We start from the raw sequence: 13,339 nt of genomic DNA, 5'->3' as shown, positions 1-13,339 counted from the left end.
GACCTAAATCCCCGGCACGAAACAGCGGATGGTGCCGTCCTCCACGGGCACGAGGATTTCCGGCACGCCGTCCGCCTGGAGATCCGCCAGAATGGGCGCACCGACAGCCCGGCCCGGATTGCAGGTCCACTCCACGACGGGCGCGCCGTTGGACTCGCCCAGGAGGTACAACTTGCCATCCCCCGCGCCAAAGAGCACCTCACCCCGGCCGTCACCATCGATATCGCCCGAGGCCAGGTCGCTTAGCGGCGCGGGAAAAGCCTGTTCCCAGCGCACGTGGCCACCGTGGTTCATCTCCGTCAGGGGCGCGTCCGGGGGACAATTGTGGCATTTCCCATCGGTGGGCGCGGCATTGAAAGCGCGGAGCTTCCCGTCCACGCGGCTCTGGACAATTTCGAGCTTGCCGTCGCCGTCGAAATCGGTAATACCGGGCCAGGCGGAGGCGGTGGTGCTCCGGCTGAGGCCCCAGTGCCAGATGGGCAGCCCCTCCAAATCCGTTAGGATGGCGTTGGCGAAGGCCTTGTGGTGGAAAACCTGGGGCTTGCCCAGTCCGAGAAAATCGGCGGCAATAGGAGACGCGTAGGCCTGCCAGTGCCCGGGGATATAGTCCGAGAAAATCTGAAGGGGCGTCAGGTCGCGGTTGCGAACCACATCCACGATGCCATAGAAGTTCTCAGAGGCCGCGAGGAGATCGTCCGCCCCGTCGCCGTCATAATCCAGCACCGCCGTGGGAATGTGGAGCACAAACTTGACCTTGGCGCCCTCGGCGTAGGCACCGTGTTCCGTGCGAAAGTTGTCCCGTAACCAGAGTTGTTCACCCGTCTTGCCATCATAAGCCACGACGCCGTTGCGGTTGCCCACGCCGCGCTCGTAATAGATTGCGAGCCACCGGCCCCGCGCCGGTCCCAGGGAACCGGAGGGGCCCACCTTGAGAGCGGTGGCATTCTCTATCAGACCGAAGCGACGGTGCACGTGACCGCTCCCGTCGAGAAACACACACTCGGGCTTCTCCTGTTCGCCCAGCAAACCCGCCACCACTTCGTTGCTCCCGTCGCCGTCCATGTCGCACACGGACCACTCCCCAAAGACACGCTCGGCGAGTACGCGCTGGTCCGCGCCGGTCGCATCGAAAGACAGGAGCCTGTCGGACGCGTCGCGTACAAGGATTCGCCGTTGACCGCCGAGATCGGCCACGATAGCCGGCGGCGCGAGGTAGCTGGGCGCCCGGGCGATGGTGTAGCGATAGGTTTCCACATCACCCTTCATCACCACAACGGCGTCTTCCTCCTTTTTCACCACCTCCGCCGGCGGATTTGGCTCGGGCACGTTGTTCAGGGCCGGATGGACCGATACGGCTTCGCCCCGCTCCACCCCACCCGCGCCCAGGACACAGGCAAAGACGCCATCGGAAAAACGCAGCAGGAACGCGCCGCTGTCGGGCGCGAGCCGCCACACGGTGCGATTGCCACCCTCGCTCCGGCCAAGATCGCCCGCGTCGGGCAGAGGCGCGAGCAGGGGCTCCACCCCGTCGCCGCGCCAGAGGTCTACGAAGGCGTCGTTCTGCCAATGGGCAATCCGCAAGGCGTCCCCCTGCTCCAGCAGAATTTCAGGGCGACCATCACCATCGAGATCGTCCAGCCCCAGGACCTCCAGACCCGATTCCTCAAAGCGCTTCGCGCCGTCGGTCCCGTCAAGCACTACGAGCCAGGTCTTGCCGTCGCTGTGTTCGTTGGTGATGGCCGCGAGGACGTAGCGCCGTCCGTCGCCCCCGAGATCGAGAAAGGGATCAGGGGCGCCGGGCGCGATCTTCACCTGGGTCTGGTATTGATCTTCCACGCCGCCGGCGATGTAGCGCCAAACCACGTTCGCCGCGCCACCCGCCACGTCCACCCGCTCGACGCCGGGGATATGGGGATTAATCGAGAGCAGGGACGGGGCCGCGTCGCGCTCGACGGGCAGCATGGCCAGGGTGGCGTTGTAGGTTCGGATCATGGGCCACTCGATCTTGAGCTTCAGCGCATTATTCTCCAGATCGAAGAACCAGGCCTGCTGGTGGGACACCATCACCATTTCGGCGTGACCGTCCTCGTCATAGTCCGTGAAGAAATGTTTGGGTTTGAACAGCATGCCCTCCAGCCGCTGGTCGAAGCGGGGGTTTGGCTGGATCACACCATTTTCAAAAGTCAGGAGAATGCCCTGACCGCGCATGTTGCCCCCGAACTGAACACTCGGATGATCCCCGCTCCACCACGCGCAAAGCTGGATACCGGGGACGCCGGGAAGGATGGCCCCCAGCCGCTCTTCGGCGCCGAATACATCGCTCATGGAATACAGCTTCACCGCCTGGCCCGTGGCCCCCGCCAATACCCACCGGGTAGTCTCCAGGCCGGTGTCGGACCACGCCAGAATGCCTCGGGTGCCGTCGCCCGCCAAATCGCGCACATCGGTGATCTTGGCGTTCGGCAGGTTGGCCGCTTCCCAGCGCTGTGACCCGTCGCGCCCCAGGCACACGATGCTCTGGTCACGGGTCAGCAGAATCTCGGCCAGGCCATCGCCGTCCACATCGGCCACGCGCACACGTTCCTGCTTCTTCTCCTTCGCGCCCAGATCGATGGACCAGACTTCCCTGGGGGGCGCACTGAAAGGACCGGGGCCCGGATAGATGCCGGTGAGCTGGGGATCGTGGCGATAGAAGGGCCACTCGCCGGGTGCGGCGGCGGCCGGAAGTGTTGCCATCACCAGCAGTGTGACGCCAAAGAAATTGAGCGTTGACCTCATGGCATCTGTCTCCCTTCGATTCCTTCGACCGATTGCGACCGCGTCCTCACCCAAAGGAGGACCGGGAAGCCCATCGGCCCGCTTGACTCGCTCCATGGCCTCCGCCTATAGTGCGCCGCATGAACACTACCACACAACAATACGCCAAAAAAGTCCTCCTTCCATCAACCTTGTTTCTACCCGCTCTGGCCGCCGCGCTCTGGGCGGGCGGACTGACGGGAACGCAAAGCTTCCTCGCGGTGCTGCTGGCCATCGGCCTGGCGCTGGGGGCGTTCTGCTTTTTGCGGCGACACGACGACCTGGTGCACGATTTCTTCCTGCCCATTTTGCTCTTCGCGGCCCTCGGCGCCATGTCCTGGGCGGTGCGGGGTTCGTCGGGCTATGGCTCGGCCAAGGGCTGCATTTTCGCGGGCGTTCTGTGGGGTGCGGCGTGGTGGTTCATCGCACGCAATCCCGCCGGGCCGACCGCACGGCGCTATGCCTCGGGTTGGGTCATTCTGGCGTTGGCGGTGGGCATCGGCCTCTCCGGCGCGCGCGGCTGGGCGCAGTGGTCCAATTTTTTCGCGGGCGAGCTTCAAACCAGCACCGACCCTTACCAGAGTGTGCCCATTGCCCCGATTTATGGCTTTGTGTGGCTATTCATCGCGGGCATGCCCTGGGCCGGAATTGGCGCCTGCCTGCTGGCCTGGACGGGTGCGGAGAAGCCCCTGGCCGCGTGGCAATGGTCCGTGCGCCTATTCTGCGCTTTCGGCGGCGCCTACTTCGCCTCGTGGCTTTTTGAGACCTATCCGCAATGGTTCCTGCCGCTTTACGACACCATGAAGGACCGCTACGCGGACGCGACGGCCAATCCGAATCTGCAACGTGTCATTAACGACAACGGCGCTGCCCTCCGACATCTCGGTTTCTATCTCGGTTGCCTGCTTTTTGAACTGGGCCGCCGAGACTGGAAGAACGTGACCCTGATCGGGACCGTCGGGCTGGTGAACGGCCTCGGTTGGTCGCTGCTTCAAAACTGGCACTGGGCGAAGGCGCTCTGGCCGAACATGGAGAACCTCTGGCGCGGGTGGGAGACTTCCGGCGGCATCAGCATCGGCATTGCTCTCGGGCTTGCCTACTATCTAGTGAACCGACGGACGGCGCCCTGCGCCTGCGCAAAGACACCGGCGCGCACCGGATTCCCGATCTTCGGCGTGGGCTCCATGATATTCATGATGGTAATCCTCCTCTGGTACGTCGTGGCCAATGCGCGCGGCCTCTTCAGCGCGGAGTGGGCGGCGCACCTGCCCTTCTGCGCCGTGCTCCTCTATGGCCTGGGACTCTACTTCTGGCGCCTGCGCGCCACCCTGCTGGGCACGGCGGAATCGAGCGAGTCCGCCATTCCAAAGCTCGGCGTCTGGGCCGTCCACTTTGGGCTCATGGCCCTCGTCGCCTGGTTCATGATGGGCCCGCTGGAGCCATTTGGCGCGCCCGACGCCGCCACGCCATGGTGGGCTCGCTTTGACTACCTTTTCGTCGGGGCAACTGGCCTCTACGGCGCCCTTTACTTCCTCACGGCGCTGTGGAAGTCGGTCACCGTGCGGCCTGAAGAGAGGGAGAGTCTGGCGCCCTTCTTCCAACGCTACCCCAACCTGGACTGGCTCGCCGTCTATCTTTCCCTGACAATCATCGCTTGCAGCTTCCTTCGCGGGGAAATGCCGGCGTGGAAAGGCTGGCTCTGGATCGCTCAGGAGACGCCGCCCGCCTGGATCGGGTCCCTTGGCCTGGCCTGCCTGGTCCTCTTCGGCGTGGTCTGGTGCGCCCTCAGTTACTTCAGTCCACGCGAGGGTGATGGCGGCCTGGAGCGATTCGCCGTGCAACTCGGGCTGCTCTTCGGCCTGGGCCTTTCCATCAAGAACGGTACCCGCGGCTGGGCCAACAACCATCTGGATGGCCACGAGGATATGTGGGGCGACCTCTACTGGCGCTACATCGGCCCCGCCATGCTGCTGGCATTGGTGGTGATTGTCGGCCTGGCCCTGATACGACGCTTCATGGCCCCGAAGGAGGGTGACCCCGTACCCCACGCCTGGGCTTTCATGGCGCTCGCGCTCGTAGTACAGAATACACTCGCCCACGTGGTGACCGGACCGCTGACAAACTGGAACGAGGCGATCTTTAACCTTTACTACCTGCTGCTCTTCTTCCTGACGGCAGTCATCCTGTATCACTATCACTTCATCCAGACGTGGGTGCCCTTCCTGGTGGCGGCAATTGAGCCCGACGAGGACGAGGCTCTGGAAACCGCCGGAATTTCTGAGCCTTTGAGTGCAGTCGGGGACGATTTGGCCGAAGAACCCACGGTGGAATCCGTTGAACCGGCGGACGAAGAGATTGTGGAAGCGACCGACATGGAAGCGCCCACCGAGGAATCGCCGGTGCTGGCGGACGAGGCTGAGGGCGTCACGGACGAGGTGGCAGAAGACACGGAAGCGTCGCCGGAGGCTCCACTGACGGAGGATGGGGTTGACGCTGCGCCGGAGATAGAAGCGGAGGGTGAGGAGGCAGACGCAGCGGATGAAGTGATGGAGGCTGCCGAAGCCACAGAGGAAGCCGAAGTGGCTCCAGAGACGCCGGACGAGAAGACCATCGAAGCAGTCGGCGATGACGATGAGGCGGACCTTGATGGAACGCCCATGTTTGATGAGGAAGAATTGCCTGCGGACACTACGCCCGAAGATGAAAAACCCGGCGAGGATGACACGCGCCCGGCGTGACCGCCAGGCGACGTACCTCCGCAAGAGCACCCGACTCGCGCAACGGATCTCCAAGTCATCTCCCGATTCCCCCTCTGGCAAAGCTCACGCCAGGGTGGCGGCATGTCCGAGAGGATGCTGGAATCGCCGCGCAAGCTATATCCAGAGTCCCCACACCCTTCCACCGGGACAGGTACGCGCGTCGGCAACACTGCTGCTGCCAACCGAGGTCTGAAAGGACTCATAGCTTCCTGCGCTCGAAGAAGTCCCGAGGCGCGAGTTCGGCCCCAAGGGGCAGTTGAACTCCCCACCGCGCTTTGCTCTAATGATCACCTGAGTATCTGCAGCCTTTCACACACACCGGAGTACGCCACATGAATCGCACCCGCCGCCGCTTTCTGTTTGAATCACTTGCCGGCGCCACGGCCTGGTCCCTCCTGCCGGACTCGCTCCGGGCCGAAGAGCATTCTGGTTCCTCGCTGCGCCTGGCGTCGTTTCGCTTCGACGTGACGCCCCCCATGGGCCACTCCCTCTGCGGCGGCTGGATCAAGCCGGTCGAGGCCGTGGATGACGCGCTGGAAGCCATCGGCGTGGTGATTACCGGCGCGGGCGCGCCCATCGTGCTTTGCGCGGTGGATTGGACCGGCCTGCTTAACGACGCCCACATTCAATGGCGCGCGGCCCTGGCAGAGGCGGCGGGCACCACGCCCGAGCGCGTGGCGGTACAGTGCGTGCACCAGCACAACGCGCCTTTTGCTTGTCTCGAGTCGGAGCAGGTGGTGCAGGCGCAGGGTGATCTGCCCCACATTGTCGATCTCGCGTTTTACGGTGAATGCCTGGCACGGGGCAAGGCCGCGATTGCCGAGGCGCTCCCCAAGGCGCGTCCCCTCACCCACATTGCCCATGGTCAGGCCAAGGTGGATCGGGTGGCGTCGAATCGACGTGTCTCCCGCGATGCACAGGGGCATGTACTGGCCATGCGTGGCAGCAGTTGCAAAGATGAAGCGCTGATATCGCTGCCGGAGGGGCTGATCGATCCATGGCTCAAGACCGTTGCCTTTTACGATGGCGATGAAAAGATCGCGGCGTGTCACTATTACGCCACCCACCCGATGAGCTACTACGGCGACGGCCGGGTCACCAGCGACTTTGTGGGCCTCGCGCGCAAGCAGCGTCAGGCGGAAGAGCCCGGCTGCACCCACATTTACTTCACGGGCTGCGCGGGCAACATTTCCGCCGGCAAATACAATGACGGTTCGCCACCGGTTCGGCCCATTCTGGCGCAGCGAATCTACGAGGGCATGGTGAAAGCCGAAGCGGAGTTGAAACCCGCGCCCATCGGCACGATCGCATGGCGCACGGTGGACGTGCTGCCCAAGCCCCACCCTCAATACACCATCGCCGACTTGGAGGCCCAGATTGCGAACAAAGACAACGCCGTGGCCAATCGGAATCGCCCCTCCTACACGTTGACCTGGCTCCGCCGCGCGGAAAAGAAAACGCCCATCGTCCTCAGCGCCCTGGCCATCGACGGCGTCTCTCTCCTTCACCTTCCCGCAGAATCCTTCATCGAATACCAGCTCCGCGCCCAGGAACTTGCGCCCGGACGCTTCGTGGCCACGGCGGCTTACGGCGACGGCGGCCCCTGGTATATCCCCGTGAAGGAAGAATACTCCAACGGGGGCTACGAGGTTTCTGTGGCCTTCTGTGACCCGGAGGTGGACCCGGTGTTAACCGAGGGCATGCGGTCACTGCTGGCCTGAGTCAGGGGATTGCGCTTCCTACGGTTCCACGCGTTCCAGGGTGAGATCCAGGGGCCGAATATTCAGAGGAATGTTTACGCCAAAGGCACTTTTCTCCGGAATCAGCGTGGAGCGCTGGAGTACTTCGTCGCCCGACGGTGATTGCAACACCTTGTGAATTCGGGGCATGAATAGACCGTCCCCGACGGGTATGGGATCCTCCCACTCCTCGCCGTTTAGCGGAAGGGGGGGCAACTCCTGGACGTCGCCCAAATGGAATCGTTCCGGGGCAAACCCGCACCGTTCGTTTAGAACGACGTCAATCTGCGATGTGGGAAACGACCTGCAATTGTAGTACTCCTCGATCTCGACCCCGGGCCGGAAGAGGCGCGCCATGCGCCACCGAAGCAACTCAAAAAAGCTGAATCGAAACTCAGATGGTTGGTAGTCCATTCGCACGCGCCCCACCACCGCCTCCCCTTCGGACATACGGCTGAACTCCCAGGTGGGCGCATAACGGTCCGTCAAGAATCCGGTATCCAGCCATACGTGACTGGTTGCGATGGTGAGCGCCCAGAGACGCTCCCTGAGTTTCGACGCGCGCCTCCCAGGTTTCTTTCAGCGACGGCTCGACCTCGGAATCCGCGTCGCCTTCGTCATAGAAGAACTCGTTGTAGCATGGGTGCCAGCATTTTCCGTCCACCTCAATCCAGCGGCCATCGCTGGTCGCGTCGCAATAGACTGTCCCTTGATCGTCGTGGGCGGTGACCTGCCAGAGGGCTTCGCTGGCGCGCTGGAAGACGATACGGCATCGTTCGGGCGCCCGGCGCGCCAGAGGCAGACCACGAATCGCCCCGGACAGCTCGACATCCAGCGTCACCCGGCACCGCCCAAGTCGCTGTGCCCGACTTTCTACCGCCCTCAAGACCGCGCGATTCTCCGCTGGAGATAAAGCCCCGTTCCTCATGTCGCCCTCCTTTTTCGCCGGTCATTCCCCGCGCGACCAGTCCTAACGCTTGACCGGAATGTGGAAGCGCAGCGTCCTAGCTTTTCGCTCTTCGATGGGCCGTCCGTCGCCGCCATCAACCAGATCCACCGACACCAACTCACCACGCTGCGTATACAGCATTTTGTAAAACTCCGTAAAGGAATGGGACGTAATAATATCACCATCCTGAAAGCCAATCTTGCCCATGTAGCCACCGGCCACGGGCTGGATGACGAAAACTTCGACGTCCTCTCCGCCGGCCTTAACCCAGGGGGAGCCCGTGGTGAACCCAAGTTCCTTTTCGAGTTCCGGGCCGTACACGCTCTGGTACAAGTGGGACTGGTAGACGCCCCAGCCAACAAGGATACTCAGGCCAAGCGCAAGCACACTGAAAAAAACACTGAGCCCGAAGAAGTAACGGGAAAACAACTCGCGCCAGTCCGTCTTGTGGCCGTGCTTGCGGCTGTGCTTGTGATGATGCCTGTGATGGTGCTTGTGGTGTTTGGTCCTACCGGCGTGCTCGTTCACGGTGATGCCTCCAGGCTGGCTTCAATCTGCTGGGCAACGCGGGCGCCGAGAAAGGCGTAGCCTTCTGGAAGGTAATGCACGTCGGCAGGCTTCTGCATCGTGGCGAGCTGAGGACGGACGTAGCCGTACAGATCGTTGATCGGTATTTTGAATTCACCCATCACTCGGGACGCAATCCTGTTATATTCGACCTCGTCACCCGGAATGCGACCTTTGGCGCCTTCCGGCACGGGCGTGGTGGCGGCCCAGATCAGCTTCGTGGTTGCTTTCTGCAGGCGCTGGACCAGCGTGCGCAGGTTGGCTTCATAGGCTTCCGGCGTTACCGCCTTCTCTTTGGTGGCGTCGAGCTCGGTCCCCTTTGTGCGCTTGATGTCGTGGAGTCCCCAGTTGAAATGGATCACGTCCCACTTCTTGTCTCCGAGCCAGGCCTCAATACGTTCGAGACCACGATTCGTATCGCCCCCATTGTGAGGAATGCGATGGACATTGGCTTTGCCCTGCAGAAGTGTGCGGACGGAGGGGGTATAGCCGATGGAGATGGAATCACCGATGATCAGTACCCGCGGCAGGGTGGGGTCGTCTTCCACAAAGGCGAAGGCGGGGTTGTCCTTCTGCGCCGCGCCCACCTGGGTCTCCCATGCGGCCCGCTCGTCGGAGGATTCCTGGGCGAAGGCGGGCAGGATCGCGATCAAGCCCAGGAATACCTGTAATGCTATTCGAGTCATTTAAGTAGCCCTATCGGTTTCGGGCCTGCAGCCCTTCTGTTACGGGGACATCTCATATAATATCGCGCACCACCCGGCCGTGCACGTCGGTCAGGCGAAAATCGCGGCCTTGATAGCGGTAGACCAGCCGCTCGTGGTCGATGCCCATCAAGTGGAGGATGGTGGCGTGAAGGTCGTGCACATGCACGCCATTCTCCACCACGTTGACACTATAGTCATCGGTTTCACCGTAGGTCAGGCCGGGGCGCACGCCGCCACCGGCCATCCACATGCTGAAGCACGAGGGGTGGTGATCGCGGCCGTAGGTCTTGTCGGTCAGCTCGCCCTGGCAGTATACGGTACGGCCAAATTCGCCGCCCCACACCACCAAGGTATCGTCCAGCATGCCCCGCTGCTTGAGATCGAGCACGAGGGCCGCACTCGCGCGATCCGTGTCTCTGCATTGTTCCGGAAGCCGCTTCGGCAGCCCGCCATGCTGGTCCCAGCCCTGGTGAAAAAGCTGCACAAAGCGCACGCCGCGCTCGGCCAGCCGTCTTGCCAGCAAACAATTATAGGCATAGGTGCCCGGTCGCCGCGCATCGTCGCCGTAGAGCAAAAACGTGGATTCGGGCTCGCTGGAGAGGTCCGTGAGTTCGGGCACGGAAGACTGCATCCGGTAGGCCATTTCATACTGGGTGATGCGCGTCTGGATGTCGGCATCGCCCAGTTGGTCCAGGCGGCGCTCATTCATACGGGCGACGGTATCCAGCATCCGGCGTCGCATGATCGAATCCACACCGGGTGGATTGAAAATGTCCAAAACGGGATCGCCCTGGTTACGAAATTTCACGCCCTGATACTTTGCCGGGAGAAAGCCACTCCCCCAAAGCCGATCATAGAGGGGCTGGTCCGACCGATCCAGCCCTTTGGAATTCATGGCCACGAAAGCGGGCAGGTTGTCATTCTCCGAACCCAGTCCATAGGCCATCCACGCGCCGATGCTCGGCCGCCCCGCAATCTGTGAACCGGTTTGCAAAAAAGTAATGGCCGGGTCGTGGTTGATGGCCTCGGTGTACATCGATTTCACGAGGCAGATTTCGTCCGCGATCTTCGCCGTGTGCGGCAGCAACTCGCTGAGCCACAGGCCCGACTGGCCGTGCTGGGCAAACTTGTAGATGCTGGGCGCCACGGGAAATTTCGCCTGGCCGGAGGACATGGTCGTCTTGCGCTCGGCGGGGTAAATCGACGTGGGCACATCCTCGCCCCGACGCGCGGCCAGGCCCGGCTTGTAGTCATACAGGTCCATCTGGGCGGGACCGCCGGATTGGAAGAGGTAGATGATGCGGCGGGCACGGGGTGCGAAATGGGGCGCAGGAGCGAGGCTGGCGGCGCCTTCGCGGGCAAGCAGGGCGGACAGCGCCATGGCGCCAAGGCCCGCAGCCGACCTGCCGAAGAAGGCGCGCCGGTTGATGCGGGGATCGGGAAGGCTGTTCTGGCTGATGTGAATCATGATTGCTTGCCGTGACGCTGTTGCAGGCGCTTACACCTGCCAGCTTCAATTTCTCATTATCGTTTCATCCAGATTCAGTATAACCGATGCGGCCATGGTCATGCTGGCCAGCTCCACGCGGTCGTAGCGTGGAAGGCTGGGGCGCTCGCCGGTGTTGAGCAATTCCCTTGCTGCTTCGGGGTTTCGCGCGAAGGCCTCCTGGAAGCTCTCGAAGGCGTGGAGGAGATCGTTCAACTCCGCCGCCTCCGGCTCGCGGGAAAGGACGCGCCGGAAGCCCTCGGCGATCTGCCATGATCGGTCGCTTCCGGAATCGAGCATGCGCTGGGCGAGTATCCGGGCGGACTCCACAAAAACCACGTTATTCATCAGGGTCAAGGCGTGCAACGGGGTGTTGGCGTACTCGTTCCGCACGGCGCACACCTCGCGGTTGGCCCCGTTGAAACCCGTCATCATCGGCGGCGGTGTGGTTCGGCGCCAGTACGTGTAGAGGCTGCGGCGGTAGAGGTCCAGGCCGCAGCCCTGATCGTAGGTGGCATTGCTGATGGATTCCCACAAGCCGGGCGGCATGTAGGGCTTCACCGAGGGTCCACCGATCTGCTCGGCCAGCAAACCGCTTGCGAAGAGGGCCTGATCCCGCAACTGAAACCCTGTAAGCCTTATCCGCGGCGCACGGGAGAGGAGTCTGTTCTCCGGATCGCGCGCCGCACGTTCCGGGGTCACCCGCGACGACTGACAGTAGGTCGCGCTCATGACGAGCAGCTTCTGGAAGGCTTTGACATTCCAGTCCAGTGCGATGAATTCCGTGGCCAGCCAGTCGAGCAATTCCGGGTGACTGGGAAATTCGCCCTGGAGCCCGAAGTTCTCCGAGGACTTGACCAGGCCGGCGCCGAAAAAATGCTGCCACTGGCGGTTGACCGCGACACGCGCTGTCAGGGGATTATCCGGATGAACGAGCCATCGGGCCAGTTCGAGACGATTCCCGGGCGGCGCCATACCCTCGCCGAGGAGCGCCCGAGGTGCGGCGGGCGCGAGCACCTCGCTGGTGTCGGGGGCGTTGTAGAGACCCCGTTGCAGCAAGTAGGTGGGACGTGGCTCGGGCAGCTCCGCCATGACCATTACGGTATTTTCACCGCCCGGCAGGGGACGAAGCATGGGCGCTTTGGGGTCTATGAAACCGAGGGGGGCGGGCGGAATCAGGCGATCCTCTTCGGGTGCCAGCGCGGGCCACGATTTTGGCACGGTGATCCAGGGCGGACTGTTGCCGTTGTTCGGCCCCACGCCCCACTCGGGCACATTGTTGAACTGGGCAAAGAGTTCGTAGTACTCGCGCTGGGATATGGGATCGTACTTGTGGTCGTGGCAGCGCGCGCAACTCACCGTAAGCCCGAGGAATACCGTGCCCAAGGTGTCCACACGATCCACCACATTTTCCACATGCCACTCTTCGGGGATGGAACCATTCTCTGAATTGATCCGATGGTTGCGGTTGAATCCCGTGGCGATCTGCTGGCGCAGGGTCGCATTGGGCAGCAAATCGCCCGCAAGTTGCTGCACGACGAATTCGTCCCAGGGCAGATTCTGGTTCATCGCCTCGATCACCCAGTCGCGCCAGACGTGGTGATAGCGCAGCCGATCGTTCTGGTAGCCGTCGGTGTCGGCATAACGCGCGGCCTCCAGCCATTCCAGCGCCATGTGCTCGCCGTAACGCGGAGAAGCCATGAGGCGATCGACGACCTTCTCGTAGGCGTTCGTCGCGTAGTCGTTCTCGAAGTCGGCCACCTCCTCGGGCGTGGGCGGCAGACCGGTGAGGTCGAGGGTCACGCGGCGAATCAGGGTTGCCCGATCCGCGCGGGTGGTTGGCGCGAGCCCTTCCCGCTCCAGGCGGCTCAAAATGAACGCATCGACACCATTGCGCAGCCAGATCGTATTCGCCACCTCCGGGAATTCCGGGCGCTCGGGGGGAATGAAGGACCAGTGCGGCTCATAGGGCGCGCCACCCTGTATCCAAGTGCGCAGGATAGCCTGCTGGTCCGGACTCAGAGTCTTGTGCGTCTCGGCGGGGGGCATTCGATCGTCAAGATTTTCGGTGGCGATGCGCCGGAGGACTTCACTTGAGTCCGGGTCGCCCGGCGCCAGCACGGTAAGCGCGGCATCCCGCTGATCCAGCCTCAGTTCCGCTTTACGCTGCTTCGCATCGGGCCCGTGACAGGCAAAGCAGTTTTCCGCGAGAATCGGACGTATATCGCGATTGTAACCGGGGACTTCGGCATGCAGAGCGGTGCTCGCCGCCATCAGCGCGACGGCGACGAGAGCTCGTGCGACTTTCTGCTGCCAGTGTGGGACCATTGCTCCAT

General features: G+C 62.7%; 9 protein-coding genes. 2 read left to right on the top strand and 7 right to left on the bottom strand.

Annotation, left to right across the window (positions count from 1 at the left end; translation table 11 throughout):
• Window positions 1-3 precede the first annotated feature (3 nt).
• On the bottom strand, window positions 4-2,778 hold the full coding sequence (locus JNK74_15505) for a PQQ-like beta-propeller repeat protein (protein ID MBL7647592.1): 2,775 nt from the start codon (window positions 2,776-2,778) through the stop codon (window positions 4-6).
• A gap of 119 nt (window positions 2,779-2,897) precedes the next feature.
• On the opposite strand from JNK74_15505, the gene JNK74_15500 reads away from it, so the two are divergent.
• Window positions 2,898-5,534, top strand: a complete 2,637-nt coding sequence (locus JNK74_15500) for a hypothetical protein (protein ID MBL7647591.1) — start codon at window positions 2,898-2,900, stop codon at window positions 5,532-5,534.
• A 353-nt stretch (window positions 5,535-5,887) separates the two neighbouring features.
• The gene (locus JNK74_15495; protein ID MBL7647590.1) at window positions 5,888-7,276 is read left to right on the top strand and encodes a hypothetical protein; all 1,389 of its coding nucleotides are present in this window, start codon (window positions 5,888-5,890) and stop codon (window positions 7,274-7,276) included.
• Between the two features lie 18 nt (window positions 7,277-7,294).
• Here JNK74_15495 and JNK74_15490 read toward each other — a convergent pair whose 3' ends face one another.
• The 6 genes from JNK74_15490 to JNK74_15465 all read right to left on the bottom strand — a co-directional run bounded on the left by JNK74_15490 (window position 7,295) and on the right by JNK74_15465 (window position 13,331).
• Window positions 7,295-7,744, bottom strand: a complete 450-nt coding sequence (locus JNK74_15490) for a hypothetical protein (GenBank protein MBL7647589.1) — start codon at window positions 7,742-7,744, stop codon at window positions 7,295-7,297.
• Window positions 7,689-8,135: a hypothetical protein gene (locus JNK74_15485; GenBank protein ID MBL7647588.1), complete on the bottom strand. Its 447-nt coding sequence runs from the start codon at window positions 8,133-8,135 to the stop codon at window positions 7,689-7,691. Before JNK74_15485 ends, JNK74_15490 begins: the two co-directional genes overlap by 56 nt.
• Window positions 8,136-8,264: 129 nt before the next feature.
• Window positions 8,265-8,771, bottom strand: a complete 507-nt coding sequence (locus JNK74_15480) for a hypothetical protein (GenBank protein MBL7647587.1) — start codon at window positions 8,769-8,771, stop codon at window positions 8,265-8,267.
• A complete protein-coding gene (locus JNK74_15475) occupies window positions 8,768-9,463 on the bottom strand; it encodes an SGNH/GDSL hydrolase family protein (GenBank protein ID MBL7647586.1) in 696 nt (231 codons plus the stop codon). Before JNK74_15475 ends, JNK74_15480 begins: the two co-directional genes overlap by 4 nt.
• An 85-nt stretch (window positions 9,464-9,548) precedes the next feature.
• Window positions 9,549-10,985 carry a DUF1501 domain-containing protein gene (locus JNK74_15470; protein ID MBL7647585.1) on the bottom strand — a complete coding sequence of 479 codons (1,437 nt, stop codon included), beginning with the start codon at window positions 10,983-10,985 and terminating at the stop codon, window positions 9,549-9,551.
• A gap of 45 nt (window positions 10,986-11,030) precedes the next feature.
• Window positions 11,031-13,331 (bottom strand): PSD1 domain-containing protein, encoded by a 2,301-nt coding sequence (locus JNK74_15465; GenBank protein MBL7647584.1) that lies wholly within the window; start codon window positions 13,329-13,331, stop codon window positions 11,031-11,033.
• Between the last annotated feature and the right edge of the window lie 8 nt (window positions 13,332-13,339).

This window comes from Candidatus Hydrogenedentota bacterium (assembly GCA_016791475.1).
Taxonomy (GTDB): domain Bacteria; phylum Hydrogenedentota; class Hydrogenedentia; order Hydrogenedentales; family JAEUWI01; genus JAEUWI01.
Note: the sequence above shows the minus strand (reverse complement) of the source record. Positions and strands in the feature narration are given on the sequence as shown.

Excerpts from the sequence above, each read along its gene's own strand:
- JNK74_15505 (MBL7647592.1), bottom strand. The coding sequence starts at position 2,778 with ATGAGGTCAACGCTCAATTTCTTTGGCGTCACACTGCTGGTGATGGCA.
- JNK74_15500 (MBL7647591.1), top strand. The coding sequence starts at position 2,898 with ATGAACACTACCACACAACAATACGCCAAAAAAGTCCTCCTTCCATCA.
- JNK74_15495 (MBL7647590.1), top strand. The coding sequence starts at position 5,888 with ATGAATCGCACCCGCCGCCGCTTTCTGTTTGAATCACTTGCCGGCGCC.
- JNK74_15490 (MBL7647589.1), bottom strand. The coding sequence starts at position 7,744 with ATGTCCGAAGGGGAGGCGGTGGTGGGGCGCGTGCGAATGGACTACCAA.
- JNK74_15470 (MBL7647585.1), bottom strand. The coding sequence starts at position 10,985 with ATGATTCACATCAGCCAGAACAGCCTTCCCGATCCCCGCATCAACCGG.
- JNK74_15465 (MBL7647584.1), bottom strand. The coding sequence starts at position 13,331 with ATGGTCCCACACTGGCAGCAGAAAGTCGCACGAGCTCTCGTCGCCGTC.